Annotated in this window: 20 protein-coding genes and 4 pseudogenes; 5 read left to right on the forward strand and 19 right to left on the reverse strand. The window is 60.9% G+C overall.

Features of this window, described 5'->3' with window-relative positions; translation table 11 throughout:
- Positions 1-36: 36 nt before the first annotated feature.
- A complete protein-coding gene (locus OKW44_RS10950; RefSeq protein WP_429410861.1) occupies positions 37-1,884 on the forward strand; it encodes a PAS domain S-box protein in 1,848 nt (615 codons plus the stop codon).
- Positions 1,885-2,092: 208 nt separating this feature from the next.
- Here the strand turns inward: OKW44_RS10950 and OKW44_RS10955 are convergent, their stop codons facing one another.
- The 7 genes from OKW44_RS10955 to ltrA all read right to left on the reverse strand — a co-directional run bounded on the left by OKW44_RS10955 (position 2,093) and on the right by ltrA (position 9,926).
- Positions 2,093-2,242, reverse strand: coding sequence for a hypothetical protein (locus OKW44_RS10955; protein ID WP_018424362.1), 150 nt, complete (start codon positions 2,240-2,242; stop codon positions 2,093-2,095).
- Positions 2,243-2,383: 141 nt separating this feature from the next.
- Positions 2,384-3,940 (reverse strand): IS66 family transposase, encoded by a 1,557-nt coding sequence (gene tnpC / locus OKW44_RS10960; RefSeq protein WP_429410124.1) that lies wholly within the window; start codon positions 3,938-3,940, stop codon positions 2,384-2,386.
- A gap of 30 nt (positions 3,941-3,970) precedes the next feature.
- Positions 3,971-4,315, reverse strand: coding sequence for an IS66 family insertion sequence element accessory protein TnpB (gene tnpB / locus OKW44_RS10965; protein WP_026225368.1), 345 nt, complete (start codon positions 4,313-4,315; stop codon positions 3,971-3,973).
- A complete protein-coding gene (gene tnpA, locus OKW44_RS10970) occupies positions 4,312-4,704 on the reverse strand; it encodes an IS66-like element accessory protein TnpA (RefSeq protein ID WP_280784007.1) in 393 nt (130 codons plus the stop codon). The genes tnpB and tnpA overlap by 4 nt, the downstream gene beginning before the upstream one ends.
- Before the next feature lie 414 nt (positions 4,705-5,118).
- Complete coding sequence (locus OKW44_RS10975) at positions 5,119-6,858, reverse strand: methyl-accepting chemotaxis protein (protein WP_018424360.1); 1,740 nt, start codon at positions 6,856-6,858, stop codon at positions 5,119-5,121.
- A 484-nt stretch (positions 6,859-7,342) separates the two neighbouring features.
- Positions 7,343-8,335: a sulfurtransferase gene (locus OKW44_RS10980; protein WP_051103844.1), complete on the reverse strand. Its 993-nt coding sequence runs from the start codon at positions 8,333-8,335 to the stop codon at positions 7,343-7,345.
- A 202-nt stretch (positions 8,336-8,537) separates the two neighbouring features.
- Positions 8,538-9,926, reverse strand: coding sequence for a group II intron reverse transcriptase/maturase (gene ltrA, locus OKW44_RS10985; RefSeq protein ID WP_348524888.1), 1,389 nt, complete (start codon positions 9,924-9,926; stop codon positions 8,538-8,540).
- Between the two features lie 442 nt (positions 9,927-10,368).
- On the opposite strand from ltrA, the gene OKW44_RS10990 reads away from it, so the two are divergent.
- Positions 10,369-11,415, forward strand: a complete 1,047-nt coding sequence (locus OKW44_RS10990) for an IS110 family RNA-guided transposase (RefSeq protein WP_280784104.1) — start codon at positions 10,369-10,371, stop codon at positions 11,413-11,415.
- A gap of 569 nt (positions 11,416-11,984) precedes the next feature.
- Here the strand turns inward: OKW44_RS10990 and OKW44_RS10995 are convergent.
- The 4 genes and pseudogenes from OKW44_RS10995 to OKW44_RS11010 all read right to left on the reverse strand — a co-directional run.
- Positions 11,985-14,231 carry a beta propeller lectin gene (locus OKW44_RS10995; protein ID WP_429410131.1) on the reverse strand — a complete coding sequence of 749 codons (2,247 nt, stop codon included), beginning with the start codon at positions 14,229-14,231 and terminating at the stop codon, positions 11,985-11,987.
- On the reverse strand, positions 14,182-14,649 hold the full coding sequence (locus tag OKW44_RS11000) for a M12 family metallopeptidase (RefSeq protein ID WP_018424357.1): 468 nt from the start codon (positions 14,647-14,649) through the stop codon (positions 14,182-14,184). The genes OKW44_RS10995 and OKW44_RS11000 overlap by 50 nt, the downstream gene beginning before the upstream one ends.
- A gap of 919 nt (positions 14,650-15,568) precedes the next feature.
- The gene (locus tag OKW44_RS11005; RefSeq protein WP_162634094.1) at positions 15,569-16,690 is read right to left on the reverse strand and encodes a hypothetical protein; all 1,122 of its coding nucleotides are present in this window, start codon (positions 16,688-16,690) and stop codon (positions 15,569-15,571) included.
- Positions 16,691-17,001: 311 nt separating this feature from the next.
- Positions 17,002-17,385 (reverse strand): annotated as a pseudogene (locus tag OKW44_RS11010) (ATP-binding cassette domain-containing protein); the annotation flags it as partial.
- A gap of 16 nt (positions 17,386-17,401) precedes the next feature.
- On the opposite strand from OKW44_RS11010, the pseudogene OKW44_RS11015 reads away from it, so the two are divergent.
- Together OKW44_RS11015 and OKW44_RS11020 are read left to right on the forward strand one after the other, a co-directional pair.
- Positions 17,402-17,862 (forward strand): annotated as a pseudogene (locus OKW44_RS11015) (IS6 family transposase); the annotation flags it as partial.
- A gap of 418 nt (positions 17,863-18,280) precedes the next feature.
- Positions 18,281-19,303 carry an IS30 family transposase gene (locus tag OKW44_RS11020; protein ID WP_429410135.1) on the forward strand — a complete coding sequence of 341 codons (1,023 nt, stop codon included), beginning with the start codon at positions 18,281-18,283 and terminating at the stop codon, positions 19,301-19,303.
- Positions 19,304-19,610: 307 nt separating this feature from the next.
- On the opposite strand, the gene OKW44_RS11025 is transcribed toward OKW44_RS11020, so the two are convergent.
- The 7 genes and pseudogenes from OKW44_RS11025 to OKW44_RS11055 form a co-directional block, all read right to left on the reverse strand.
- Positions 19,611-20,744 (reverse strand): NAD(P)H-dependent flavin oxidoreductase, encoded by a 1,134-nt coding sequence (locus OKW44_RS11025; RefSeq protein WP_429410138.1) that lies wholly within the window; start codon positions 20,742-20,744, stop codon positions 19,611-19,613.
- A 418-nt stretch (positions 20,745-21,162) separates the two neighbouring features.
- Positions 21,163-21,426: pseudogene (locus tag OKW44_RS11030) on the reverse strand (transposase); the annotation flags it as partial.
- A gap of 302 nt (positions 21,427-21,728) precedes the next feature.
- A pseudogene (locus OKW44_RS11035) lies at positions 21,729-21,939 on the reverse strand (LysR family transcriptional regulator); the annotation flags it as partial.
- Positions 21,940-22,012: 73 nt separating this feature from the next.
- Entirely contained in the window at positions 22,013-22,414 is a 402-nt protein-coding gene (locus OKW44_RS11040; RefSeq protein WP_018424352.1) for a nuclear transport factor 2 family protein, read from the reverse strand.
- Between the two features lie 73 nt (positions 22,415-22,487).
- Positions 22,488-23,108 (reverse strand): NADPH-dependent F420 reductase, encoded by a 621-nt coding sequence (locus OKW44_RS11045; protein ID WP_018424351.1) that lies wholly within the window; start codon positions 23,106-23,108, stop codon positions 22,488-22,490.
- 83 nt (positions 23,109-23,191) lie between these two features.
- The gene (locus tag OKW44_RS11050; protein ID WP_018424350.1) at positions 23,192-24,133 is read right to left on the reverse strand and encodes an SDR family oxidoreductase; all 942 of its coding nucleotides are present in this window, start codon (positions 24,131-24,133) and stop codon (positions 23,192-23,194) included.
- 52 nt (positions 24,134-24,185) lie between these two features.
- Positions 24,186-24,836, reverse strand: a complete 651-nt coding sequence (locus OKW44_RS11055; protein ID WP_018424349.1) for an NADPH-dependent F420 reductase — start codon at positions 24,834-24,836, stop codon at positions 24,186-24,188.
- A 103-nt stretch (positions 24,837-24,939) separates the two neighbouring features.
- On the opposite strand from OKW44_RS11055, the gene OKW44_RS11060 reads away from it, so the two are divergent.
- Positions 24,940-25,524, forward strand: coding sequence for a TetR/AcrR family transcriptional regulator (locus OKW44_RS11060; protein WP_018424348.1), 585 nt, complete (start codon positions 24,940-24,942; stop codon positions 25,522-25,524).
- 473 nt (positions 25,525-25,997) lie between these two features.
- Here the strand turns inward: OKW44_RS11060 and OKW44_RS11065 are convergent, their stop codons facing one another.
- Positions 25,998-26,756, reverse strand: coding sequence for an SDR family oxidoreductase (locus OKW44_RS11065; RefSeq protein WP_018424347.1), 759 nt, complete (start codon positions 26,754-26,756; stop codon positions 25,998-26,000).
- Positions 26,757-26,828: the final 72 nt, after the last annotated feature.

Genomic DNA, 26,828 nt, shown 5'->3' on the forward strand with positions numbered 1-26,828 from the left:
CGCAAGAATGTCGAGCAGGCGCTACGCCGGAGCGAGATGTATCTGGCGGAAGCCCAGCGACTGAGCCACACAGGGAGTTTTGGCTGGAACCTGTCGAGCGGCGAGCTCTATTGGTCAGATGAGACTTATCGAATATTCGAGTTCGACGCTGCCATCAAGCCCACCGTGCAGGCCATCATCGACCGGACGCATCCGGACGATCGTGTCCGTGTGCAGCAAATCATTCACCGCGCCGCAAGCGAAAGGAAGGCATTTACGGTCGAGCATCGTCTGCTGATGGCTGATGCTTCTATCAAGCACGTTCGAGCTGTGGCGCATGGTGTGAGCGGCTCTGATCCGGATCGCTTTCGTTTCGTGGGCGCGGTCATGGATATCACCGAGCGCAAACGCACCGAACAAATACTGCTCGAACGCGAGTCGAAGATCCGGCGCCTCGTGGATGCCAACATCATCGGGATCATTGTCTGGAACTTCGATGGTGAGATTCTCGAGGCCAATGACGCATTTCTGCGCATCGTCGGATACGAGCGTGAAGATATAGGCCCCGGTCGCGTAGGCTGGAGGGATCTGACGCCGCAGGAATGGCTCCCGGGCAGCGAACGGGCCCTGGTGGAGGCCGGGCAGACGAGGCGCGCGCAGCCCTTCGAAAAGGAGTACATCAGGAAGGACGGCAGCCGTGTGCCCGTCATGATCGGTACGGCCGCGTTTGAAGCAAGTCGGAAGGAAGGTGTCGCGTTCGTGCTCGATCTGACCGAGCGCAAGCGGGCGGAAGAGGCGCTGCGGCAGAGCGAGGAGCAATGGAAGGCCGTCTTCGAGAACAACCCGACCATGTTCTTCATGGTGGATGCGGCCGGCATCATCCTGTCCGTGAACCTCCTTGGTGCCGAGCAGCTTGGCTACACGGCCGACGAATTGATCGGTTCTCCCGTGCAGAACCTGTTTCTCGAGGCGGACCGGGAGGCCGTCCAGAGGAATACCGCCCTTTGTCTCGAACAACTCGGCCGACCGATGAGCTGGGAACTGCGCAAGGTCCGCAAGGATGGCGCGGTACTCTGGGTTCGCGAGACGGCCAGAACGATGTTGATCAAGAAGCGACCGGTCGTATTGATCGTGTGCGAGGACATCACCGAGGCCAGGCGCGCAGCGGAGGCTTTGCGTGAGGTGCAGATCGAGCTGGCACACGCGAACCGCGTGGCCACCATGGGCCAGCTCGCGGCCTCGATCGGCCATGAGGTCAACCAGCCGATCGCCGCGACGGTTACTAACGCCCAGGCGGCGCTGCGCTGGCTGAGCGCGCAGCCTCTTGACGCGGAGAAGGTCCGGCAGGCGCTCGGCCGTATCGTGAAAGACGCCAATCGTGCGGAGGACGTAATCGGCCGGATTCGTGAGCTGATCAAGAAGGCGCCACCACGGAAGGAACGGATGGACCTCAACGAGGCGATCCGCGAGGTGATCGAGCTCACGCGTGGCGAAGCAACGAAGCGCGGCGCCTCGGTGCAGACGCAACTCGCGGGGGGCTTGCCGCATATCGAAGGCGACCGAGTGCAACTGCAACAAGTCCTCCTCAATCTGGTCATCAACGCGATCGAGGCGATGAGCGGCGTCAGCGATGGCGCACGAGAAATAATAGTCACCACCGGGACAGCCGACGCTGGCTGCGTGCTCGTGGCGGTGCTCGATTCGGGGCCGGGCTTTGCCGCGGACAGCGCCGAACACGTCTTCGCCCCGTTCTACACAACGAAGTCCGCCGGTTTGGGGATGGGACTGTCAATCTGCCGTTCGATCATCGAAGCACACGGCGGCCGATTGTGGGCGAGCGCGAACGTGCCGCGCGGCGCTATCTTTCAGTTCACCGTGCCGGTTTATCCAGAACTTTTATCGTGATTGCACGCAGCACGAGCACTTTTCTGGCGGTTGCGGTCCGCGAGCCGGCTGAGCCGGCGATGCGGCAGCTATGGCCGATCGGCCAGCGTCCGCTGTCTGGCTCGAAGCCGACTTTGCAATGTCCGCCGCGGCGCGCCTACGAGTGTCTCAAGATGGCCGGGAATCGCCTCAGCCGGATCTTGAGGCGTGTGCCGCGCCTCACTGCGATCTAGCGCTTCTGTCTGAGCAAGTCAAATTGGCGCTGTTGTCTCAGCGAATCGAGTTCGCGCTGCTGCCTCAGCAAATCCAGGTCGCGCTGTTGTTTCAGTAATTGGAGTTGTTCGTTCTGGAGTTCGATCTGTTGCTTCTGCGCTTCCAATTGCGCTCTATAGGCCCCCGTGCTTTGGTCAGCCAGCGCTCCCTGCGGGTAAGTCTGCGCGTAGGTGATGGAACAGCCGTAAGCACCTCGCGACGGCCGTCCGCAACGCGGCGCCCGCGTGAGGCATGATCGGGAATCGGGTTACGTGTCAGCAGACGCCGATGGGCCAGACTGCCGAGGCAGCTTCGTGGCCACGTTCCAGGGCAACAGTTCGTCGATGCGGTTAATGGGATGGTCAGCGATATGGGTCAGGACGTATTCGAGGTAGGCGCGCGGGTTGATCCCGTTGAGCTTGCATGTGCCGATCAGACCGTACATCGCGGCTGCCCGCTCGCCTCCGCTGTCGGAGCCGGCGAACAGGAAGTTCTTGCGGCCCAGACTCACACAGCGCAGCGCGTTTTCGGCCAGGGCGTTGCTGATCTCAGCACGACCCTCTTCGCAGTACAGCGCGAGCGCGTCCCACTGGTTGAGCGAGTAACGGATCGCTTTGGCCAGTTCGGATTTCTTCGACAGCGTTGCGAGCTTGTCCGTCATCCACGTCCTGATGGTCGCGAGCAGCGGCACGCTTTTCTCCTGCCGCACGCACAGCCGTTCAGCAGCGGGTTTGCCACGGATGTCCGCCTCGATGCCGTAAAGTCCACCGATCAGTTCGAGCACCTCTCGGGTCGCCTCGGTAGGCGTTCGGGCATGCACGTCGTAGAGGTACCGTCTCGCGTGGTCCCAGCATGCAGCTTCACGGATCTTGCCGCTCTCGTACAGTTCGTTGAAGCCACTGTAGGCGTCGGCCTGCAGGATGCCCTCGAATCCAGCGAGATGGGTCTGGGGGTGGATGCCTTTGCGGTCGGGCGAGTAAGCAAACCACACCGCGGCCGGTTCGGTCGAGCCCGAACGGGTGTCATCGCGCACATACACCCACAGTCGCCCGGTCCTTGTCTTCTTCCTGCCCGGCTCGAGCACCGGGATCGGCGTGTCATCCGCGTGCAGCTTCGACGGTGCCATCGTGTAGCGGCGCAGCGCCTCGGTCAGCGGCACGCAAAGGGCCTCGCACTGGCCGACCCAGCGTCCCATGCTGGCCGGATCCAGCTTCACGCCGTCGCGCGCGGCAATCTGCGACTGCCGGTACAACGGCGCGTGGTCAGCGTACTTCGAGACGAGGATGTCGGCCAGCAGGCTCGGATGGGCAATGCTGCGCGTGATCGGCAGGCCGGGCATGGACGGCTGCGAGAAGTGGTGGCCGCACGGACAGACCGTCTTGCGCCGGATCGTGCGAATCACCTTGAACATTGCCGCGACGCGGGCGAGCTGCTCGGACACGTCTTCTCCGAGCGGCTGCATGGCGCTGCCGCACTTCGGGCAGGTCGCGTCGGCGTCGAGTACGCGTTCTTCGCGTGGCAGATGCGGCGGCAGCGCTTCTTTCGGCGATGCGTCGCCCACAGGCGTGCTCGCGCCTGATTCGTGGGCGCGTCGCACATCAGCGACACCACGCTCACCGGTCAAGTCCTCGAGCGCGGTTTCGAGCCGCGCGACCTCCCGGTCCAACTGCTCGGACTTGCGTCCGAACTGCATGCGCTTGAGCTTGTCGATCTGCGCCTTGAGCTGCCCGATCTCCAGATCGCGTTCGGCAAGCTGGGCACGCGCCTCGACCAGCAAGGCCCGCAGGGTTGCAACATCGTCAGGAAGTTCAGCGCCGTTCGACATGTGGCGCAGTTTACGAGCCTTCCTCGCGGTTTACAACATCGACAGCGCAGCCGTACGACGCGGCTGCCGCCAATCGATGCCTTCGAGCAACATCGACAGTTGCGCCGCCGTCAGATGGACCTTGCCGCCATCGGCGTGTGGCCAGACGAAGCGACCACGCTCAAGCCGCTTCGCAAGAAGCCAGAGCCCGTCTTCGGTCGCCCACATGACCTTCACGAGATCGCCGCGCCGGCCCCGGAAGATGAACACGTTGCCACCCAGCGGATTGTCCTCGAGCGCCGTCTGCACCTTTGCCGCCAGCCCCTGGAACCCGCAGCGCATGTCGGTGACGCCTGCCACCAGCCAGACGCGTGTACCCGTGGGTAGAGAGATCACGATCGCACGCTCCCCAGGACGACGCGTAGCGTGTCGGCGTCGACAACGCCGTTGACCTTGACTACCACGTCACCGAACCGAATCTCGATCGTCCCGGCTCGTGCAGTCCGGTTGCAGACGTCCCTTGGATCTGGGGGCATCGCCACGCGCTGCGGCGGCGTCTCATGAACCACCGCCACTGGAATCAGGCACGTCGTTTCCGCCTGCAATTGCTCGCGATAGCGACGCCGCCAGGTAAACAGCATGTTTGCATTGATGCCATTGTCCCGCGCCAGCTTCGCGACCGACGCACCAGGCTCACATGCCGCGGCCGCAAGCCGGCGTCGAAACTCGCGATCATAATTCGGGCGTCCCTTGCGGCTACCCGGCCTGGCTTCCGACTCTGTCACAGTGATGTCCATCAAATCGAAAATGATGGGCACCACTTTGATGTCGGTTCTCGCCGCCGTCTACGACGGTCGTCGTGAGGTGCTTACTAACAGCCAGCCGCCAATGTCGCAGCAACGATAAGTGCTTTCATGATGCCCCTCGCACGGATCTTCTTTGAAATATCTTAGGCCAGAAAGGCCGGGCATCGGCGGGACCGACGTGGCTATCGGCGTCGTGCCTGGACCGGTGATTGCGTATGGTATGTTGAGCGAGCGGCGTGCTTTTCGCAGTGGCAACGAGAGGCCGGGATCGACCCCAAAGAGAAGGTTGGTTTTGCGGAAAGCCGCCGTTCAAAACCGTTGCAGACTGTCCGCCAGACGATGGGACGAGTTACCGTGGCGATCTACTGGCTGACCGGCGTTGATGTCTTCTCTTCATGCGACGCTGTCGAACGTTTCCCAGTCTGCGCCCTCGACCGTCACCGGCGAGTCAGCGCGCCGCGGTATCGGCGCGGGGACTTTCGTGGTTGATACGGCACGCTCGGCCACACGGACGGGCCGCTTCGCTGCTGGCGGCTTCGCAACAGACAGCGGGCGCGCGGCTGGCGCGGCGATATCGGCCTGCGCCGTGCGGAACACCGCCACCGCAGCGCGCAACTGCTTCGCCTGGTCCTCCAGCGAGCCAGCCCCTGCCGCCGCCTCTTCGACCAGCGCCGCATTCTGCTGCGTGACCTGGTCCATTTGACTGATCGCCTGGTGCACCTGTTCAATGCCGCGGCTCTGCTCGCTCGAAGCCGACGCGATCTCGCCCATGATGTCGGTCACGCGCTGAATCGCTGTGCCAACCTTGTCCATCGTCTCTCCTGCCCGCGCGACCAGGTCGGTTCCGGCTTGCACGCGGCTGCCCGAGGTCTCGATCAGCTCCTTGATTTCCTTCGCCGCTACCGACGAGCGCTGCGCCAGAGAGCGCACTTCGCTGGCTACCACCGCGAAGCCCCGACCCTGCTCGCCCGCACGCGCTGCCTCCACCGCCGCATTGAGTGCGAGGATGTTGGTCTGGAACGCGATGCCCTCGATCACGCCGGTGATTTCGGCGATCTTGCCCGCACTTTCCTCGATGCCCGCCATCGTCCCGACTACCTCCCCGACGATTGCCGAACCTTCTTTGGCAACAGCATGCGCACTGTCCGCGAGGCCGCTCGCCTGGCGAGCGTTCTCCGAGTTCTGCTTGACGGTAGCCGTGAGTTCCTCCATGCTCGCCGCCGTTTCCTGCAGCGACGCCGCCTGCTCCTCCGTGCGAGAAGACAGGTCGATGTTGCCCTGCGCGATCTGTCGCGCGCCCGTCATTACCGACTCGGCGCCCAGGCGGATCTCGCCGACGGTGTTAGACAGGCTTTCGGTCATGCTGCGAAGCGAGCGAAGCAGTTGCCCCGTCTCGTCCCTGCCATCCGCGTCGATCCGCGTGGCCAGGTTGCCCTGCGCAACTTTCTCAGCCGCATCGACGGCTACTTGCAGCGGCCGGACGATCGAGCGCGTGACCAGCAGCGCGCAGGCCCCTCCGACCGCCAGCGCGAGCGCCGCGAGCACCAGTACGAGCAGGCGAGCGTTGGCATACGATGCGCTCGATGCGTCGTGCTCGGTCGCCACCTGGTTGCCGACATAATCGATCAGGGCTTGCACTGCGCCGAGATACTGGTTCTCCAGCGGCACCTGTTCGCTCAGTAACTTCTGGCGTGCCCCTTCGGCGTCGCCGGCCTTGATCTGCGCGATGACTGCCGCCCGGTCGGACAAATACGCCTGACGGGCGGACGCTACATGGGCCCAGAGCTCTTTGCCCTGGTCCGTGTCGAGGAGTTGCTGGATTTCTTCGACTGCCTTGGACACGATATCGTGACCATTGCCGATCGATTGCAGATTGCCGCTTACGACCTCCGACTGGTTGCCTGCCAACGCGGCCAATGCGTCGCGTTCCATCACCGCCTGCCCGCGAGTGATTTCGAGCAGCTTGTGCAGATCCCACAACACCGGCATGCGCGAGCGCGTGACGTTATTGACGTCCTGGTTGAAGCCACTCAGTCCACTCAGTGATACGGCTGCAAGTGCGAACGTTAGAAGCAACGTGACTGCGAACGCCAGCGCGAGGCGCGCTCCTATTTTCATGTTGTTCAACCGCATATCGGAGTTCCATCTTTCAAGATCTGCCACCTGGTCACCGGCTTGCCGGGCAATTCTGTATAACGACAAGAAGGACGGAAACTTAAGGGATAATACTTATAGTTTGGCTGCAAAGTAGCCGATCGTCCGAATGCGACCGTCCACTTAGCGACCGATGGTCAACTGCCCCTAGCTCAGATTGCATAAAATCCAATCGGGCTCATGTCGACCGAGGATGTGTGAAAACGCCAAAGTACTCGGTTTTTGGGTGTCGCTATACCCTTCCCGAGTTGGCACTAGGCCAATACAGAGCGGTCTGGAGGGTCAATTTTTTCGAGCACCGCATTTCGCATGCGTTTCCACACACCCTCGACCCGTTCCGGCCGCTCGCATTTCTCTTGAACGGTCATTCGCGGGCGTAGTGGCTTGCGCTGCGAGTAGCCGACTCGAACGCTATCCCGCGAGTTCCGGTTCCCCGTCAGTGAAGCGGGACTAAGCGTGTCAATTAGTCGGTGGTTACTGGCAAGTCATGGCGGGCACCCCATTCAGACCAAGAGCCGTCATATACCTTTATATCGGTTACGCCGATCACCTCCGCCGCTAGGGCGGGAACGCACGCCGTCACTCCGGAGCCACAACTAAAAATGAGTCGCTTCGATGCTAAAGAATGACTGTCGAAGATTGTTTGCAATTCGTCCGCCGAACGCATAACGCCTTGATCCAGCACGGAGTCGAAGGGCATATTTACTGCGCTTGGGATATGTCCGCCACGCAGGCCCGCACGAGGCTCGGGAGCCGTTCCCTTGAATCGCCCCGAAGACCTCGCATCGACAATCGCATGGTCAGCGGATTGCATCGCTTCGCAGACAGATTCAGCGTCGCAAAACACCCTCGGTCGAAAGTTCGCAACGAAGTTGCCTGGCTGTCTGCGCGAGCCGACCTGACTCGGTGCATTCGTGGGACCGGTCGCTCGCCAGGCAGGCAGGCCACCATTGAGCACCGCGACCTTGTCGTGCCCCATGGCCTTGAATGCGAGCCGCAGTCGCGGGCTTGCGTAAATGCCAAACTTATCGAACACAACGATCGTATGGTCTTGATTTACTCCCAGCGCCTGCGCATCCTCCGAAAATTTGTATGGTGTGGCTAGCATGTGAGGTAAAACCTGATCCTCGTCTGCGAAATACTTATTGAGGTCAACGTATATGGATCCTGGAATTCCCTCGTCCTCAGGCGGTGGTACTGCACCAGCTGACACCGCCGATGGCAGGCCTGCCTCCAGAATGATGAGGTCCGGTCTTGTCAGGTTTTCTTGTAGCCATGCAACAGAAATAAGCGGTTCCATAGTTTCGTTTAGTTCGAATTTAGACGTCGAGTTTGCGAATGTTTGCACCGGCCTCGCGGCCGCAGCGCGAAGAGTTCGATTGTTGACGATTACCGCCAAGGCGTCGAGTGGCCGAAATTGGCCGATCAGCGCCCGACGACCGAGCGCGACGTTCATCTTGGCCGCGAACGCGATGCAAAAGGCATGAGCCGGTAGAGTCGAGATGTGGCGCGGTAGCGGTAGGTTCGGTTTGTCTGTTGCCGCCCCTTTCGTCTGGCGGTGCCCGAATAACTTCACCCTAACCCCGTTTCCACACCCCGCTCATCGAACCGGACATGCAGATCTCCCGCATCCGGCTCTCGGACAAGACCTCACGCCGTCACACACGCCAGGCTACGCCCCCGCGGGCGCTCAGACGTACGAGACCGAAGTGCCCGTAGAGGTGCGAGGATGGATAGGTCCCGCCCCTGCGACGTCTGAGCTTGTACTTGTTGCGTAACCACCGGCGCAACCGCGTCGCGGTGTAGCTGTCGAGTGCACGGTATGCCCGGCTAACGCTCCCTACCTGGAAGTAGTTCGCCCAGCCGCGCAGCGTGCGGTTCAACCTGCCCACCAGTTCCGTGGTCTCTTGCCATGCCGTCTTGAGGGCGGTCATTGCATGAATCTTTTCGACCATGCGCCGGATACTCTTCTTCGACGGGCGCATGCCCATGCGGGCCTGACCAGTTGTCGCTGAGTACATCCGCCCAAACGTAAAACCCAGGAAGTCGAATTCGCCTTCCGGCACTTTACAGATTCGTGTCTTCTCCTCGTTGACCGTCAACTTCAGCTTGCTCATGATCGCGCGCAGTCGCGACAAAGCCTCTTCGGCCTTACCCCGCTTGCACAAGATCACAAGATCGTCCGCATAGGTCACGATGCGACCGCCAAGACTGCGCTGAAGTCCAAGCTTCTTCCATGCCAGCACAAACCGGCGCATATACATATTTGCCAGTAAAGGTGAGATGGGTGATCCTTGCGGAATGCCACGTCTGCTGTCCCTGGCCTCCGTCGTACGTGTCTTCCGGCCTCGGTTATCGGTTTCTTCAACGGGGCATTCCAGCCACATCCTGATCAGATGCAGCACCCGCCGATCAACGATGCGTCGCGCGAGCGACAACATCAAGTCGGCGTGAGGAATACTTCCGAAGTAGTCCGCGAGGTCGGCGTCAACAACGTCCGTTTGCCCTCTATGCAGCCGTTCCTCCACCTCGGTCACCGCTTGCTGGGCGTTGCGCCCCGGGCGGTAAGCGTACTGCTCTGATGGAAGGTCCGCTTCGAAGATCGGTTCGAGCACCAGCATTGCTGCTGTCATGCACACCCGATCTCGCAAGGTCGAGATGCCCAGTGGCCTCAACTTGCCATTGGCCTTCGGGATAAACACTCTTCTGATAGGGTCCGGCCGGTAATTCTCCTGCCTGAGCGCAAGCGCCAGTTCGCCGAGCCACTTCTGCACCCCATACGCCTCAACATCCGCGAAGTCCTGCCGGTCGACACCCGGCGCGCCCCTGTTCGAGCGACACTGGGCGTACGCATGCGCCAGCACATCCTCGCGATAGATCTTGTCGTACAGCGCGTAGAAGCGATACCCGGCTTCTGCCTTCGCTTTCGCGTGTAACGCCATCTGCAGCTTCTGAACACGAATCGGAGTTGATAGGTTGCCCAATCTCCACGTCCTCACTACGTATTGCGTTCGTCTTGAACTGAGGCCCCTTCCCTCCACCGGCATTACCCGGCTTCAGCGGTACTACGGGCCTCTCCGTCATCCCAAGGCGCCCGGCCTGTCCCTCACGGGCGTCCGGTTGGTCATCCCTGACCACGCCGAGGGACTTCCCGTGTTGCGTACGCTTTCCTTGTGTACATGCTGTCGCCACTACCCCGGCGCAGCGACTGGGCGTCCAGCCTGCTCATTCGCCCAGCCGTATCAGCCTTCCCCGATAGGGTTGTCGGGTCGGCCTGCGCATCGACCTTTTCGAGGTTTGCTCGGCGTTCACTCGCGTTACGGCCTGCACACTCGCGCTGTCACCAATTTGTGACACGCATCACCGAAGGCTTCAGCCATTTCGTTGCCTCCACGATTGCTCCGAATTAGAAAGGACTTTCCCCATTCCGTGGCGTAGCGATATGCCACGATGGTTGGTGCTGGCAACCCATCTGAGAAGGGGAAAGTCATGGAGAAGATTACTCGTATCGGCGTCGACCTCGCCAAGAACCTGATCGTGGTACATGGAGTCGACTCAATGGAGCGCGTGGCGGTCAGGAAGGCGATCCCAAGGCAGAAGTTTCTCGAATGGTTCGCCAATCTCGAGCCCTGCCTGGTGGCCATGGAAGCCTGCAGCGCGGCCCACTACTGGGGCCGAAAGCTTCGCGCGCTCGGCCACGAAGTCCGCCTGATCGCCCCACAGTTCGCCGCGGCGTACCGCAAAGGCGGAAAGCACGTGAAGAACGACCGGCTGGACGCGGAAGCCATCTGTGAAGCAGCGAGCCGCCCCCATATGCGTTTCGTCGCGCTGAAGACCGCTGACCAGCAGAACGTTCTGGTGCTGCACCGGATGCGCAGCGGCTTTGTCGAGGAGCGTACGGCACTCGTCAACCGCCTGCGTGGCGAACTGTTCGAGTTCGGCGTGTTCCTCCCGCAAGGCATCGACGCGTTCCGTGACCACTTCGTCGAGGCACTGGAGGACGGGACCACGGAGCTGGACGGTATCGCACGCACCGCGCTCCTCGCCGGCTGGCATCACATCCACGCCCTCGACGAGCAGATCGCGTGGTATGACTCGCAGATTGCCGCGCGGGTCAAACATGACGCCAACGCGCAACGCCTCATGGCCATCGTTGGTATCGGGCCGCTCACCGCGTCGGCCGCCGTCGCGACTGTCGGTGACGCGCGCGTGTTCAGGAACGGACGGCAATTTTCCGCCTGGCTTGGCTCTGTGCCCAAACAGGCCAGCAGTGGCGGTAAAACCCGGCTCGGCCACATCACCAAGCAGGGCAACACCTATCTGCGCACCCTGCTGTTCCAAGGTGCTCGCTCGGCCCTAACGAGTGCGCATCGACGAACAGACCGGCTGTCGCGCTGGATCGTTCAGCTCCGCCCGCGGGCGGGCTGGTATCGAACGCTGGTGGCCATCGTCAACAAACACGCGCGAATCCTCTGGGCGATCCTCGCCAAAGGCGAGCGCTTCGATCCCTCCCATACCCCGATCCGTCCGTCGTGACTCGTGAGCCGCACCACGATCCCCGAAACACAGGACACCACCGTACAGCACCCCAAAGGGGCCACTCCCAACACTAGGACGCAACAGGCATGGATAGCGACAGGTCAGACCGGCAGCAGGCGAACTCGAGGAAGCTTCAGGCGACGCATCTCATGCGTGGCGCCGCGCTCCGGATGGAGTCCTGCTGCGCGGTTACTATCCGGGCCCGGGCACAGAAGCGACAGTGCCCCAACAAGGCCGTTTATAGGTATGCAGTCTGCCCCGCCGCCGATCTGCCATCGTGTCCGCCACAACATCGGAATCAATCAATGACCGAATAAACCTCAAGCTTGCAAAAAGGGAAAGTCCTTATAGGTTGCTTCCGGCTGGAGCATTTGCCGCGCGGGGCTTGCACCCGCTGGAAAGCGCCACCTTTTCACGGCGCACACCCGTTACAGTCCGTCGAGCCAACTCAATCTTGGGACGGCTTTCGAGGTGCAACGGCCGTTCGTCGACCCAAGTACAGAGACAGATGCTCGGCCGGTTACGTTCTCCTCGCCCGGTGGCCATCCTCTTAGACCGGCGTTTGCCTATTGAATGACAGGTGGACCTTGCCACGCGCCCGCATCGATGACCCACATCACGTTCACTGCACCGTTGCCGTCGGTGAAAAAGATGTCCAGTTGATTGCCCGTCTGCGGTGCCGCGACTATGGGCGCGCCACTACGGGTGGCACCCGGGGGCGTTAGCCCGACTGGTCCTTGCCACGCGCCAGCATCGACCACCCACATCACGTTGACCGTGCCGTGGCGATCGACGAAGAACAGGTCAATCTGATTATCCGTTTGCCGGGCCGTCGCCAAAGCCGCGCCCCCGTCAGCCGACTCGGGCGGGGTCAGCCCGACTGGTCCTTGCCACGCGCCGGCATCGACCACCCACATCACATTGACCACGCCGCGACCGTTCAGGAAGAACAGGTCGATTTGATTCTTTGTTTGCCGGGCCGTCGCCAATGCCGATCCTCTCGCAGCCGACTCCGGGGGTGTCAATCCGATCGGTCCCTGCCACGCTCCGCCGTCGACTACCCACATCACGGTGACCACGCCGCGACCGTTCACGAAGAACAGGTCAATCTGATTCTCGGTTTGTCTTGCGGTCGCGATAGGCGCACCCGGCCCGGCGGACCCCGGCGGCGTCAGTCCGACCGGTCCCTGCCACGCGCCCTCGTCGACCACCCACATCACGTTAACAACACCGTTTTTATCGACGCAGAAGAGGTCAATTTGGTGATCCATTTGCCGTGCCGTACCCAATTGCGACCGTGGCACGGCCGTGCCCGGCGGCGTCAATCCGATAGGTCCCTGCCACGCTCCGCCATCGACCACCCACATCACGTTGACCACACCGTTTCCGTCAACGAAGAACACGTCAATTTGGTGATCCCCCTGCCGCGCGGTCGCCAGCGGCTGACTGGGCGTGACGCTTCCCGGAGCGCTCATCTCGATGGCCCCCTTCCAGGCGCCAACGCCTTGCACCCACTTAACGGCCACTGAGCCGAAGCGGTCCGCGACGAAAATATCAAGCTGGCCGGGCGTCTGGTCGCGGGCGACGACCGGCGCGCCAGCTGTAGTTACCCGCCCATACAGATAGTCGACGGCGGCAATGTCTTCTGCGCTTGGAGCAACGCGCTGGCCGACGTTGGTGCAGGTGGCTGGATTGATGACCTGCAATGTCGGCGGCGTATTGCTAGGCCCATAGTGCATGATCGATCCGCAGTCGTACGGACCGATCGGGGCGGCTCCGGACACCGTCCCGTAACTAGGCGGCCCGCCACCCACGATTTTTACGAATGCTCCCGAATCTGGCCGCTGATGCTCGTGAAACAGTCCAAAGGTATGTCCGAGTTCGTGGATTACCGATCCTGCTGCATACTGGTTAGGCAAGAATGCCACGGGTCCTTGCCAGGCACCGGCGTCGACGACCCACATCACGTCGAGCCCCCCGAGGCTGTCGACGAAGAAGATGTCGATCTGATTCTCTGTCTGCCGCGCCGTCGCTATCTGACTGCCCGGTGCGCCGGTGCCAGCTGGTGTCAGCCCGACCGGTCCTTGCCAGTTCCCGGTGTCCACCACCCACATCACGTTGACCACGCCCTTGCCGTCGACGAAGAAGATGTCGATCTGATTCTTTGTCTGCCGCACCGTCGCAATCTGACTGCCCGGTGAGCCGGTGCGAGCTGGTGTCAACCCGACCGGTCCTTGCCAGTTCCCGGTGTCCACCACCCACATCACGTTGACCACGCCCTTGCCGTCGACGAAGAAGATGTCGATCTGATTCTTTGTCTGCCGCGCCGTCGCCAACGGCGAGCCGGCCACAGCAGCACCAGGGGCAGTGAGTCTGACCGGTCCTTGCCAGTTACCGGCGTCCACCACCCACATCACGTTGAGCACGCCCTTGCCGTCGACGAAGAAAATGTCGATCTGATTGTCTGTCTGCCGCGCCGTCGCTATCTGACTGCCCGGTGCGCCGGTGCCAGGTGGTGTCAGCCCGACCGGTCCTTGCCAGTTACCGGTGTCCACCGCCCACATCACGTTGACCACGCCCTTGCCGTCGACGAAGAATATGTCGATCTGGTGATCTGTCTGTCGATCTGTGGCAATGGGTGAATTCGGCACCGCAGTCCCGGGCGGGGTTAGTCCCGCTGGGCCCTGCCACGCCCCGGCGTCCGCGACCCACATCACATTCACCACGCCATTATTGTCCACAAAGAACACGTCGATTTGGTCGTCAAGCTGACTGACGAGCGGTCGCGATTGGCTGCCCGGCTTTCCCGGCATTCTCCCCGGTCAGCGCATTCGGTCCAGTCCACGTGCCGATGTCGACAACCCAGTTAACCCGCAGCGCGCCAGCGCCGTCAAAGTAAAAGCAGTCGACCTGATGCGCGAGTTGATTAATCGCTGACACTCCCGCACCGGCCGGGATTGCCGGGAAATAAGCGGCGTTGATATCCTGGCGCCCGCCCCGGCGGCCGACTACAGAGGCAGTGGCAAGCTCATCCGGAATGAACCGCACGTAGTCCCGCTCGTCAACGCGGGGAACGACCCGCACGACTGCTGCTGTGGTGTTCCATGCCTCAACCGCGTTATCGATGTTTAGCCGCTGGGGTGAGCCGGGTGGAAACGACAGCTCGTCAATGGCAAAAGGCACTCTGCCGGAGGGCCACTTTTTTGCTCCGTCAAAAAGCGCGTATGACATTTCGTTTCTCCTTGCTCTACTGGTCATCACACCGGAAAACGCTCGGGTTTTGAGGGCGGGCGCATGCAATACGAACCGTCGGCAAAGGTGTACAGGATTCCTATATGTAAAAGGATTCGATGCCGAAATGATTCGCAGACTACAGGAGTGCGACGGGGGCGGCCAGCCACGCTCGCGCGTCATCGCCATGACAACAAATGGCTAAACTCAATTAGTGCCGCATTGTGAGCCCGCGCCGCCGAGGTTCGCGTTTGAATCGTGTATTTGGCGTTTTGACTTCTACCACCTAGCCCATGGTAAGCAATATGAAACGGGACCTCCAGTCGAACAACAAGTCATTTCGCGCACAAGCTCAGTCAAAATTAGACCTCTGGGTCACGGATTGCTAACGCACAGCGCGGACCAATGCGCGAATCCCATGCCTGCTGATCGCCGCCTCATGATCTCAATGAGCCACTCTGTGACTAAACTTAAAGGCCTTCTAACTCCAAATCGAGGAATATCGGCTTTGACCGAGGTTCCTCCGGAGGCGCATACTCACCGAATTAGGTTTTGAAGCTGCGTTTGACACAATCGAAACGCAAATCGACGTGCGCATGTCGCCAACGAGTCAGTAGAAGAAGGCTCCGCCGCAGGGATCGCTTTGTTCTCGGGAATTGCTGACATCGAGTCTCGGCAGTCACTCGGGTCACGGCATTCGCAATGGCTGGTTCAAAATGTGGAGCCGCCGCTCAAATGGCCATATGACGCAAATCGTGAACGGCAGCTGGTGGCCGAACCCGGAAGTTCGGCGGCCATCGCATCGTTCGACACCTTTCGCCAGATTTACGTCGCCCTTCGGCGTTGCCCTATTTCCTGACTCCACGGATATGCGCATCATCTTCCCAGTCCAACGCTCAGTGGGCGAACACGTTGCTGGCTACTGGCTAGTCGGAGCAGCCGACAATCGCTGGAAGTTCACCCAGCCTACGACGGGGTCGCCTGGCTCATGCAAGGTGACGCACCCTCGCTGCTGATCCAGCGTCGCCGGTTCGCAATACGGGCCAGAATAAGTGATCCGTGCCCACGGCGTCTGTGCACCTGACGCTTCAGTAACGTTGCGAATCGATGTCGCATCGACGCTGACCTGCCCATGCTTCGGGATTACGACCAATGCTGAACAGGTCGTCCCTGGGCAACTCCGGAGATTGATATCGAAGTCGCCGATCTGCATAACATCGGCGATCGCTTGGGACCTTGCGAATTGCTGCGATGCTTGCTGTGGGGGAGCCGTCTCAATACCGGGCGGCGCTGACTCAACGGCAGTCTGAGCCGCTTGGGCGGGTGCTTGCGCTCCGTTGCTCCCAGTAGCGCGAACCGGCGAAATCGAAGCATTGTTAAGCTCGAGGTACTGGCCGTTGGTCAGATTGGCAGACTTTGTACCATGGAAGTTGTCATTCCAGACGATTTCACCATTTCCCGCGGGGCCGGTATTGACGAAGACGTAGGCTGCCCCCGCGCTTTCTATGACGTAGTTTCCTGCGGGAAGGTCCGCCCCGACCTTGTACATACCTGAGAAATTGTAAGCATCTTGCTTCGTGAGTGATCGAAACACTTCCGACGCGCTTTTGTACCCTAACTTATTCAAAGCGACAGGCGAAAGCAGATACCCGTCTGTCTTGATATCGCCGATACCGTGTACGAAAACGTACCCAAAGGACGGGAAGATTTGGTTATCTATGATGTGTCCGTTGATTTCTTCCCCGAAATAACCCTCACTCCTCCCAACGTACGCGTACTCGCCTTTTGGAATTGTTCCCTTGGCATAAGACCCAGGCTCAAAAGCCTGCCCAGCGCTTACCAATTCTTCCATCACAGATGGTCGCTGCGGGGCTTGTGCCGCGACAGGCGCAGCATTGGCCTCATTATTGGGCTTCTCGTTGGCCGCTGCCGGTGTCGAGGCCCGTTCCGCAGGGGGCTGTGACGTACCGTCCTTACTGTCGCACCCAAAAAGTGCGGCAGTCGCGACTACACTCACGATCAAAACTTTGATACTTCTCATCTCTCACCCCGTAATTTGTTTTGTCGTCGAGTATGCCGCCGCCACGACAGTCCAACAAGAACTCATGAGGCAATTTTGTTCGCATCACCCATACGCGAGCGTGAGCTAGCTGTTAGGGAGCAGCGTAACCTGTTGCCGCCGGTCGAGCCGTCGTGGTTCCAAGGGCTGATATAAGAGCAGATCCGTCGCCTGAATGTCCGAACTACGCGTCGGATGAACGTCCCGTCATGGCCGCTTATTGCCTCACGCTACCGCGTCATGTCGATCCGTTGGGAGCCCTGCGGTTGCCCGTGCCGACCTGGATCGTGTCTTCACGCCGAGTCGACGCGATCGCACTCAGCGTCGCTCTGTCCCGTATGCGCAACCTGCTCGCCAAACTGCAGGGCGGCAAGCTGGGCATAGAGCGGCGAGCTCAGAAGCAAGTCGGCGTGACGGCCCTGCGCGACGATGCGGCCTTGCTCCAGCACGACAATGCGGTCCGCTTGCTGTACGGTCGCGAGGCGGTGCGCGATGACCAGCGTGGTGCGGTTCTGCGCGGCATTGTCCAGCGCCTTCTGTACGAGGCGTTCGCTGGCAGCGTCGAGCGCGCTGGTGGCCTCGTCCAGCAGCAGGACGGGCGGATTCTTCAGGATCGCGCGGGCGATCGCAATGCGTTGGCGCTGTCCGCCAGACAGTCGTACTCCGCGCTCGCCTAGTGTCTAGGATGACGTGATGAAGAAGACGAAATCGCTCTACCATGGCCATCGATTCCCGGCGTCAGTCATCAGCCACGCGGTTCGGTGGTATTTCCGCTTTCAACTCAGCCTTCGCGACATCGAGGAGCTACTGTTCGAGCGCGGCGTGGTTGTCAGCCATGAATCGATTCGGCGGTGGACGGACAAGTACGGCGCCAGTTTTGCGCATCAGGTCAAGACTGCCCGTCGCAAACCGGGCAGCACATGGCGTCTCGACGAAATGTTCGTGACGCTGCGCGGCGAGCCTTGGCTGCTGTGGCGTGCAGTCGATGAGCACGGCATTGAACTCGACATCCTGCTTCAGAAGCGCCGCGACAAGGCCGCTGCCAAACGCTTCCTCAAACGGGTATTGGCTGGCCTTCCAAGGTACCGAAGAAAATCGTCACCGACCAGCTGCGCAGTTACCCGGCCCCGAAAGCATCCGTTGAGCGCCTCGCTCTATCGCCAACAGCTCGCCCTTCGTTCTACGAAGGGCGAAGCATGTATGCCAACCGCCCTGCTGCGCTGTCGTCCGGGCCAGTCCCATTAATCGAAAGTTTCCCTTTGATGCCTGCGCGCTCGACCGTCTGAAGTACGAAATCCTCATGCATGAGTGGCAAGACGTAGGTCGGCGCGACGTGCGCACTTCGACCTTGTAATTAATTGCTTGTAACGTCAAACGACAATTGTAAAGCCGCCGAATGCTTTGACAACTTGATTGACTTATTTTCTCGACGCAATTTTTACAAAGAGCGTTAATTCCTGTCAGCGTGGGTAGATATTTCCATAATAAGCGATTTGTTAAGATGTGGCGATTGCGATTAGCTCAGCGGCCTCAAATCTGAAGTGCAACACCTATCTCGTATAAGGTGTTGCGATGCACGAAAGAACTCAGTACCAGCAACTTCAACCTGAAGAGCGTCTGACCATTGCAAGCCTGCATCTGCAGGGTTCGAGTATCCGGGCCATGGCCCGGATACTCGGGCGCTCGCCGGCCACCGTTAGCCGGGAACTGACGCGAAACAGCTCTCCCGCTGGCTACGCGTCCGTGTCGGCTGAAGCACTCAGTGCCGCACGCCGCAGCGCGGGTCGCCATCCCACAAAGCTTTGCCTGCAAAGCGTCTGCTGGCGTATCGTTCTCACCCTGCTCGAGTGGAAATGGTCACCCCAGCAGATATCGGGCACACTCAAGCGTATGTATCCGACCGACCCGACCCAGCAGGTTTCGCACGAAACCATCTACACGGCCATCTATGCCCAGCCGCGCGGCGAACTGCGCCGTCAGCTCATTGCGTGCTTGCGCCATGGCCACAGCACGCGCATGCCGCGTACACGGGGCACAGACCGGCGCGGACAGATTCCTGACATGGTCAGTATTCATGTGCGGCCGCCCGAAATCGAAGACCGACTGCTGCCTGGGCACTGGGAAGGCGACTTCATCAAGGGTGCCGGCAACCAGTCCTCGGTAGGCGTGCTGGTCGAACGGACCAGCCGGCTGGTGCTGCTTGCCAAGATGGAAGACGCCACCGCCGCTTCAGCGCTGGCGGGCTTCTCCGCCAAACTCAATTCGATTGTCGCGCCATTACGGCAGAGCTTCACCTACGACCAGGGCAAAGAAATGTCGCGCCATAAAGAGCTCACCGCCGCAACCGGCGTGAAAGTGTACTTCTGCGACCCCCACAGTCCCTGGCAACGCGGCACTTGCGAAAACACCAACGGGCTACTGCGCCAGTATCTGCCCAAAAGCACAGATCTTTCGGTCTACAGTCAGGACGAACTTGACGCTATCGCCGACAGTCTGAACAGCCGACCTCGCGCGACTCATGCCTTCCATTCGCCATTCGAGGTCTTCGCCGCGACCCTTGCCTCGGCAAGTCAACCTCAAGCCTCTAAACATTAAACCCGCTGTTGCGCTTCACTCTTGAAACCGCCGGCCGCCCTTCCGCTCTGGGCCATTTTTCATTCAAAAGCGGCGGCCTTTCACTATACCTATTACGCAAATAACTTCCGACCTCAACAGTTATCAACCATATATCTTCCGTCGTCTCAAAACGACGCCGATCACCGCAGAGGCTGGCCATCCAAGGTGTACGCAAGGGGAAGCGCCCGGTGACGGCAGTTCCTTCCCGCGACGAGACCACCCGCTCAATGACCGTGCCGCCGCTCAACGCAGCCGGTTGCGATGAAAGCCCGAGCACCATACCGATTTAAGTAGTCGACTTCGATGCCCCGAAATCCGAAAGTGATAACGAGTCAGCTGATAACGACGTGATTGAACAGACCATTTCGTGCACGAGTATGGCAACGAGGTCGGCAGCCGGCATTGCTCGCGACAGGCGTACAGCCTGCCCCGCCCATTGCGCTGCATATTCCGAGCTACCGTGCGCCTGTGCCGCAGCATTGAGCGCTTTGCCCGCCGCGAACGCCAACGGAAACTCCGGTACCGGGGGGCAGTCGGGATCTTGCCCGAGTTTAGTGAAATGATTTTCGATGGCACGAGCCGGCCTGCCAGAGATTGCCCTTGTCAAGACGGTCCTGCTTCGGCGGTCAAGAAGCGCGGCACGGTCGGCTTCGTTCGCAGCAGACTCAGCCGTGGTAAGAAAAGCAGTTCCGAACTGGGCCGCTTGCGCACCCAGCGCGAGCATAGCTGCGATACATGCGCCGTCCATGATCCCACCTGCGACAATCACGGGCAGCGATGTTTCGCGCAGCAGCAATCGGACGAGAGCCATCGAACCGAGCCGTTCGTCCGCCAACGCCGGATCAAACATGCCGCGGTGGCCGCCCGCCTCGATCCCTTGCGCAACAATGGCATCGATTCCCGCTGCCGCAATTTGGCCCGCTTCGTCCGAATTGGTGGCCGTCGCCATCAGCACAATGCCGGCGTTGCGTAGCGCGGCAATTTTTTGCGAGGGTGGCAGCCCGAAATGAAAGCTGACGACAGCTGGGCGTTCTTCTAACAGCATCGTCAACATCGCGTCGTCGTCGACAAAGCTCGCGTACCCCGCGCCGAGGGCCGTTGGTGGCTGCGCATGGAAACGCGCGAAATGCGGCTTCAGATACGTGAGCCAACGGGCCTCGCGCGCTGGGTCCGCGACGGGGCGAACGTGGCAGAAGACATTGACACTAAATGGCCGGTCGGTGAGCAAACGTGTTTCGCGGATGAGGGCGCGAGCACTCTCGGCAGTGGTGCCGCCAAGACCAAGGGCGCCCAGCGCACCCGCACCGGACACCGCTGCCGCCAGCGCCGGGGTAGCCCAACCGGCCATCGGCGCCTGGATGATCGGTACGGCGATTCCGAGTTTCGTGAGCAGGTTAGTTGAGTTTTCGATGGTTCCCATCGCACGCTCCTTCGCCAGATCATGACTAGCGCGTGGTTATTGCGCGCTCGCCACCTCCATAATATTGTGCATCGCTGCGACGGTGACCGCATCCCCCGCTGGAGCGTGCTAAACGAAGGGTACTATCGGACCGAGGGTGTGAAAACGCGTCAACTCGGTCGGCAAGTGACTGCCAAGCTAGGCATTGCCATGGCGCGCGAATCGAAGGAAAACTGTTGATTCATGCGCCGAAAGGAACGCGCGCACCTGAGGTTGACCGGTTCGACGGATAGATCTGCAGTTGAGTTTAATGCGGTGTGGCACCTGCCAATAATGTTGGATCGCGGGTGGTCCACGGCCGGGCGGCGGGTCGCCTGTCACGACCACGACGCTGCCTGGCGGTGGACAACCCGCGCGGCGATAAGCTTTGACCTTGCGCATGCAGGTTTTCGAACTCGAGCGGCGAACAGTAGCCGATGCTGCTGTGCAGGCGGCGTATGTTGTACCAGCTCTCCAGAAACGAGAACAGACGCCGCCGTGCCTGTTCGTGGGTCGCGAAGTGTTCGCGACGGAGCAGTTCGGCTTCGAGTGTGCCGAAGAACGACTCGCACATCGCGTTGTCATAGGCATCGCCGGCCGTGCCCATTGACGGCTGTACGCCTGCTTCGCGGCAGCGCCGTCCAAAGGCAATGGACGTGTATTGACATTCCCTGCTTTCGCTCGCGGACTATTGTCGGTCAAAGGTGTTGTGCATCAGGCGTGAACTGACGGGCAAGTCGTCGGCCAAAGCCGGCGTTCGTGCGTCGATGGTGATATGCCCGCTCACTGCTGCTCACCGGTCGCTCGCCGAGGACCGGAGGCGAATGACCGCTGCCGAGTTCAACGAATGCGTACTGCCGACCCGAAGCGGGCAGTTTATCTACGGGATCTGCAAGGCGGTTTTGGAGGCCACAACGGCCGCTCGTCATATCGCGAACGGAGGCATGAAGCCGTCACGTTCACGTCGACCGAACGCACATGCTCCAGGACTAGCGTGCCTGCACGAGTTAAGCGAGTGCTAAGCGTAGTACACGCAAAGAACTGGACGAAGGTCTTCTTCCAACTCCCTGATCGCCCGAGACAGCGGCGACTGTTCAATGTGCAGTCGCTCCGCTGCTCGCGCAAAATGAAGTTCCTCAGCAACTGCGACGAACCGGCGAAGATGTCGAAGCTCCAATCGTATCGCTCCTCCTGAGTCTGTCTCGCTCCGGGGCGCGAGCCGCCGGTATTCATAGGCCAAGGCCCAGAGCTCACGCCATCTTGGAGGCCCGCGCCAGTGCTTGCGTGTCGATGTACTCCCGGATGTTCTTCAATTTACCGTTACGAATAGTGATGACGTAGACGAAATGGTCCTCGAAGGCTTTGTTCGTGGCTTTGACTTTCCCAGTGGCGAGGCCAACAACCAGCACACGGTCTCCCTGGGCTACGAACTCCGGAGGTTCTGGGAATGAGGTTTCCATTTCACTGGAAGCCTTTTGAAGCAAGGCTGCCAATCCGGTGTGTCCGCAATGCGTGCCGGCCAGCGGCCAGTCCTCACCCGGAATAATCCACTCGATGTCTTCGGCGACCAGCGCCAGCAGACCCTCCCTGTCGCCTCGGCCAATCGCGGCGAAGAAGTTCTTCACGGCCTGGACGTTCTTTTCGGTACTCATAGGAATTTCTCCACTTCCCACGGGTCGTGTCACGCTCGAACTGAGCGCGTGGTGAGGACGCGGTTTCGACGCGTCAGCCGATATCGACCTTCATCGCGAAGTTCCAGGTACCGGCTCCGTGTTTGGCAAGGCTGATCATCATCAGGCCGAGAGCCTCTAGCGTCTGGGCCATCCGCAGGCCTCCGACATCGAACGGACGCAGCCCGAGACTTTCGAGGAAAGTTGAGACGCGTGCCCTCGCCTCTGCATCGTCGGCCGCGATGAACGCATCGAGGTGTCCACCCTTGGCAAGCACATGACCGAAGATGGTGTTGAGACCCTTCACGACACGCGCGCCAGCGGGGAGGCCCTTGGCGATCTCCTGCGCGCCAGAACTGCCGTGGGGGGTGACGAGGCCCGACAGGTCGGGGGCGGCCGGGTTAGTGATGTCGATGATCACCTTGCCATTGAGTGCGTCCCCGTAATCGGCCACCGCCGCCGCCGCACTGGTGTACGGCACGGCAAGGATGACGATGTCGCCCGCCGGTGCAGTGCCGTACGTCCCCGTGGTCGCTCCGGCCGCGAGTTGGTCGGCCAGCGCCTGCGCCTTGGCGGGATTGCGGCTGACCACCTCGACGGTATGTCCAGCCTTGGCGATACGGCCGCCGATCGCCGCGGCCATGCTTCCTGCTCCGATGATGCTGATAGTGCTCATGTGTTGTTTCCTCATAAGTTGGGGTATTGCCCGTAGTCTCTCCACCAGGCCCGTTGCGGCCCAGCTCGCTGCCTCAGCTCAATTCAGACGGCAGGGAAGTAATGGCCGTTGTCCAAATCGTCGAGCAGGCTGGGCTGGGTGGGCTTCCAGCCGAGGGTCTGGCGGGTGATAGCGTTGGACGCTGGGAGGTCCAGCGTGACCAAATTCGCGAGGAACCCAAAATATCCCGGCAGCATCAGTACGTCCGCGGGAATCGGCGCGGCAGGCAGGTTCAAACGGCTGCCAATGGCCTCGGCGATTTTGCGGAACGGAATACCCTCGTCGGCAATCGCGTGCCAGTTCTTGCCAGCCGGACCCTTCTCCAGTGCCAGGCGGAACAAGGAGGCAAGATCGCGGGCGTGCACGGCCGGCCACAAGTTCGTGCCGTCTCCGGGATAGCCGATGACGCCCTTCTCCTTCGCGATCCCGATCAGCAGCGGGAGGAAGCCGGCTTTGTCGGTCGTGCTGTGCATGATGGGAGGAATCCGCACGATCGACGATCGCACACCCTTCTCAGCGAGGCCGATTGCGGTCGTCTCCACGATGTTGCGAACCCGCAGGGTGCCCTTGTACGCATCGCCGCCGGGAAGGGGCGGGTCCTCCTCGGTGGCTGGCCGGCCTAAGCCCTCCCACCCGGGCGAGCCAATGCTGCCCGACACGACCAGCGGCTTTCCGGTCCCTGCCAGTGCCTCGCCGTAGGCAAGCATGATCTGCACCTCCGCGGCAGCCACGGCGGCGAGTCCGCCGGATGGAAGCAGGTCTTGCCTGTGCGCGACGTGGATGACGCCGTCGGAGTCCGCAGCCGCCTCCTTGAGCCCATCGAGATCCTCCAGGCTGCCGCGACGTACCTTCGCGCCGAGCGCGGACACCGCCGCGGCGGCCGTGTCCGACCGGACGAGGCCAGTGACCTCGTGTCCGGCGGCGATCAATTCGGAGATGATGTACGGGCCGGAATGGCCGGTACCGCCAGTGACGAAAATGTGCATGTTGCAGTCCCTTTAAGTTGATGTGATGCGAGAAGTATTGCTACGGGAGCTCTCAGCCGAGAAGGCTGACGCCCAGGGAGAAGTTGGTGTGCTTGATGGAGTGAGTCATGAGGCTCAGCCACAACATGCAGGCGTGCTCCAGCGTCCGTGCCATAGTCAGCGGCCCGGTATCCATCGGACGTAGTCCGAGGCTCTCGATGAACGTCGAGATGCGCGCCTTCGCCTGCACGTTGTCCCCAGCGATGAACACGTCCAATGTGTGACCCTCGACTGGACCCGAAGCCAAGACGTGGGAGGACTGAGTGTTGAACGCCTTGACGATGTCCGCATTGGCAGGGGCGACCTTAGCGATCTCCTGCGAGCCGAAACTGTCATCAGGCGTCAAGAAGCCCGTGAAGTCGGATTTGATCGGATTGGTGATATCGACTAGGAGCTTGCCCGCCAGCTTTTCGCCGTACTGCTTCACCATGTCGAGAGCGACTGTGTAGGGAACCGCCAGGATGACAATGTCGCCGGCCGGCGCGTTGCCGAACGTCCCTGTCGCCGCACCAGTTCCGAGCTGCTCGACCAGCGTCTGCACCTTCGCGGCATCGCGACTCATAACCTCAACGGTGTGCCCAGCCTTGATAGCAAGGCCGCGAATCGCTGCGGCCATGTCGCCGGCTCCGATGATGCTGATGTTGCTCATGTGCAGTCTCTTCATGGGTTGGGTAACGCCCGTACTCTCCAAATCGTACGGTTTGCTGTACCATGTGGATCATTGATCCAAATATATGGATCAATGATCCATTTGTCAAGAGACGCCCATGCGAGCCGACGCAAAAAAAAATTACAGCCACATCCTCACGATCGCGCGTGAGGTTCTCATCGAAGATGGTGCCGATGCCTCGATGCGCGATATCGCTCGCCGAGCCAATGTCGGGTTGGCTACGCTGCTTCGTCACTTTCCGACACGGGAAGCTTTGTTTGAAGCGTTGCTATGCACGAATCTGGATGCACTGACGCAGAAGGCAGAAGAACTTGAAACGTCGAATTCCCCTGACGAAGCGCTCGTATCCTGGTTTCGCGAATGGAAGGCGTTCGCCCAAAGCTACAGGGGCGTTGTCGCCCTGATGGCGGCCGCTCACACGAACCCGGATTCCGCTCTTTATGCTTCATGCGCAGCGGTGCACTCAGCGAGTGCGCGACTGTTGCTGCGTGCTCAAGCCGAAGGGACAGCACGTGCCGATATGAACGGGGACGACATGTTCGGCTTGATGGCGGCGCTCGGCTGGCTCATCGACCTACCCTCTTTTGCGCCACGAGCCGATCATCTCTTTCAGATCATCGCGAGCGCAATCCTGACAAGTAAGCGATCAGTGAATGACGCCTCCCAGGCTCAGGACGTTTGAGCTGCCGGCATGTACCAAAGCATGAGCACAGCGTAGTCGTCAGCGGTTGCAGCGAGGGGTAACTTCGCGAATAGCCAGACGAGATAGCGGGAGGGAATCGTGGAGAGGGCCACGTCGGTTCGAACGGCCGCTCACGAATGTGTTGCTGACGTGTGAACGTCCAGGCTGCACGCATGCTGAATGGCAACTGATGGCCGGGTGCCGACCCATGCGATTTTGCATATGCAGGTTAAGCCTCGTCAGCCAGCGATCGACAGCACGCGACCCCGAGCCGCCGCTCGAACTCGCGCCACAGCAACGGCTGCTTCCGAGGTGCAACTGCCAGTCGCCTCATCGAATTTGCCGAGCGGCCCTCAGCCGACATCAATCCGATGACGGCCAAACGCAGCGCAGTGACCGATTGTTCAGGCGAACGGCCGATTTGCAACCGCCCTGGCCTGATCCATCAATCCCTCCGATCGCCCGCGACTCCCTCACCACGGGATCGTTTCATTCTCCCAGCGCGTGAACGTCCCTGTTGGGCTGTCCGGGCCCAGCAGCGCGACGCGCACCGCTTCGCGAGCGCCTTCCTCGACGGTCTCGGTGCCCAAATAGCCGTTGAGGTTCGTTTTGGTAAAGCCCGGGGAGACAGCGTTGACCTTGATCCCGTCCGGTTCCAGCTCGATCGCCATGGCGACCGTCAAGGCATTGAGAGCCGTTTTGGACGCCGGATAGACGGGGCCGAAGATCGCACGGTAGGCGAAGGCCGGGTCCGAGTTCGTCGTTAGCGACCCAACGCCGCTCGACACGTTGACGATGCGGGCGCCCGGCGTCGCGCGCAGAAGAGGCAGCATCGCCTGATAAACGGCGAGCACGCCGAACACGTTGGTGTCCCACACCGCGCGCATCTCATCGAGGGACACGTTGCTCGGGCGGGTCGTTTTCGCGTACTCCTCGACGGACTGACCGGATCGCTTTTTCGTGTTCGAAATGGCGGCGTTCTGGATGAGCACGTCGAGGCGGCCGAACGCGTTGCTTACGCGCTCCGCCGCGGCTGTGACCGAAGCCTGATCCGTCACGTCGAGCTGGAGCGCGTGGCCGTCCGGCCCCACCTCCTTGGCCGCAGCCTCGCCGCGCTCGAGATTGCGCGACCCGACCAGCACAGTGAAGCCGTGTGCCGCGAGATCCTTGGCGATCTGAAGGCCGATGCCTTGATTGGCCCCGGTGACCAGGGCGACGGGTTTGTCCTGCATGGCAATCTCCTTGTGGTGTTGCGCTTTAGCGCGCAAAAGCCAGTTCCGTTTTTCAGTTCAGCTCAGCGCGAT

It is taken from the genome of Paraburkholderia lebeckiae (assembly GCF_050436325.1).
Classification (GTDB): Bacteria; Pseudomonadota; Gammaproteobacteria; order Burkholderiales; family Burkholderiaceae; genus Paraburkholderia; species Paraburkholderia tuberum.

What these genes read in the sequence shown, in the direction of transcription:
- OKW44_RS10950 (WP_429410861.1), top strand. Translation starts at nt 37, where the DNA reads ATGTATCTGGCGGAAGCCCAGCGACTGAGCCACACAGGGAGTTTTGGC.
- tnpC (WP_429410124.1), bottom strand. Translation starts at nt 3,940, where the DNA reads ATGTCGAACGGCGCTGAACTTCCTGACGATGTTGCAACCCTGCGGGCC.
- OKW44_RS10975 (WP_018424360.1), bottom strand. Translation starts at nt 6,858, where the DNA reads ATGCGGTTGAACAACATGAAAATAGGAGCGCGCCTCGCGCTGGCGTTC.
- OKW44_RS10980 (WP_051103844.1), bottom strand. Translation starts at nt 8,335, where the DNA reads ATGAACGTCGCGCTCGGTCGTCGGGCGCTGATCGGCCAATTTCGGCCA.
- ltrA (WP_348524888.1), bottom strand. Translation starts at nt 9,926, where the DNA reads ATGCCGGTGGAGGGAAGGGGCCTCAGTTCAAGACGAACGCAATACGTA.
- OKW44_RS10990 (WP_280784104.1), top strand. Translation starts at nt 10,369, where the DNA reads ATGGAGAAGATTACTCGTATCGGCGTCGACCTCGCCAAGAACCTGATC.
- OKW44_RS10995 (WP_429410131.1), bottom strand. Translation starts at nt 14,231, where the DNA reads ATGCCGGGAAAGCCGGGCAGCCAATCGCGACCGCTCGTCAGTCAGCTT.
- OKW44_RS11000 (WP_018424357.1), bottom strand. Translation starts at nt 14,649, where the DNA reads ATGTCATACGCGCTTTTTGACGGAGCAAAAAAGTGGCCCTCCGGCAGA.
- OKW44_RS11005 (WP_162634094.1), bottom strand. Translation starts at nt 16,690, where the DNA reads ATGAGAAGTATCAAAGTTTTGATCGTGAGTGTAGTCGCGACTGCCGCA.
- OKW44_RS11020 (WP_429410135.1), top strand. Translation starts at nt 18,281, where the DNA reads ATGCACGAAAGAACTCAGTACCAGCAACTTCAACCTGAAGAGCGTCTG.
- OKW44_RS11025 (WP_429410138.1), bottom strand. Translation starts at nt 20,744, where the DNA reads ATGGGAACCATCGAAAACTCAACTAACCTGCTCACGAAACTCGGAATC.
- OKW44_RS11040 (WP_018424352.1), bottom strand. Translation starts at nt 22,414, where the DNA reads ATGAGTACCGAAAAGAACGTCCAGGCCGTGAAGAACTTCTTCGCCGCG.
- OKW44_RS11045 (WP_018424351.1), bottom strand. Translation starts at nt 23,108, where the DNA reads ATGAGCACTATCAGCATCATCGGAGCAGGAAGCATGGCCGCGGCGATC.
- OKW44_RS11050 (WP_018424350.1), bottom strand. Translation starts at nt 24,133, where the DNA reads ATGCACATTTTCGTCACTGGCGGTACCGGCCATTCCGGCCCGTACATC.
- OKW44_RS11055 (WP_018424349.1), bottom strand. Translation starts at nt 24,836, where the DNA reads ATGAAGAGACTGCACATGAGCAACATCAGCATCATCGGAGCCGGCGAC.
- OKW44_RS11060 (WP_018424348.1), top strand. Translation starts at nt 24,940, where the DNA reads ATGCGAGCCGACGCAAAAAAAAATTACAGCCACATCCTCACGATCGCG.
- OKW44_RS11065 (WP_018424347.1), bottom strand. Translation starts at nt 26,756, where the DNA reads ATGCAGGACAAACCCGTCGCCCTGGTCACCGGGGCCAATCAAGGCATC.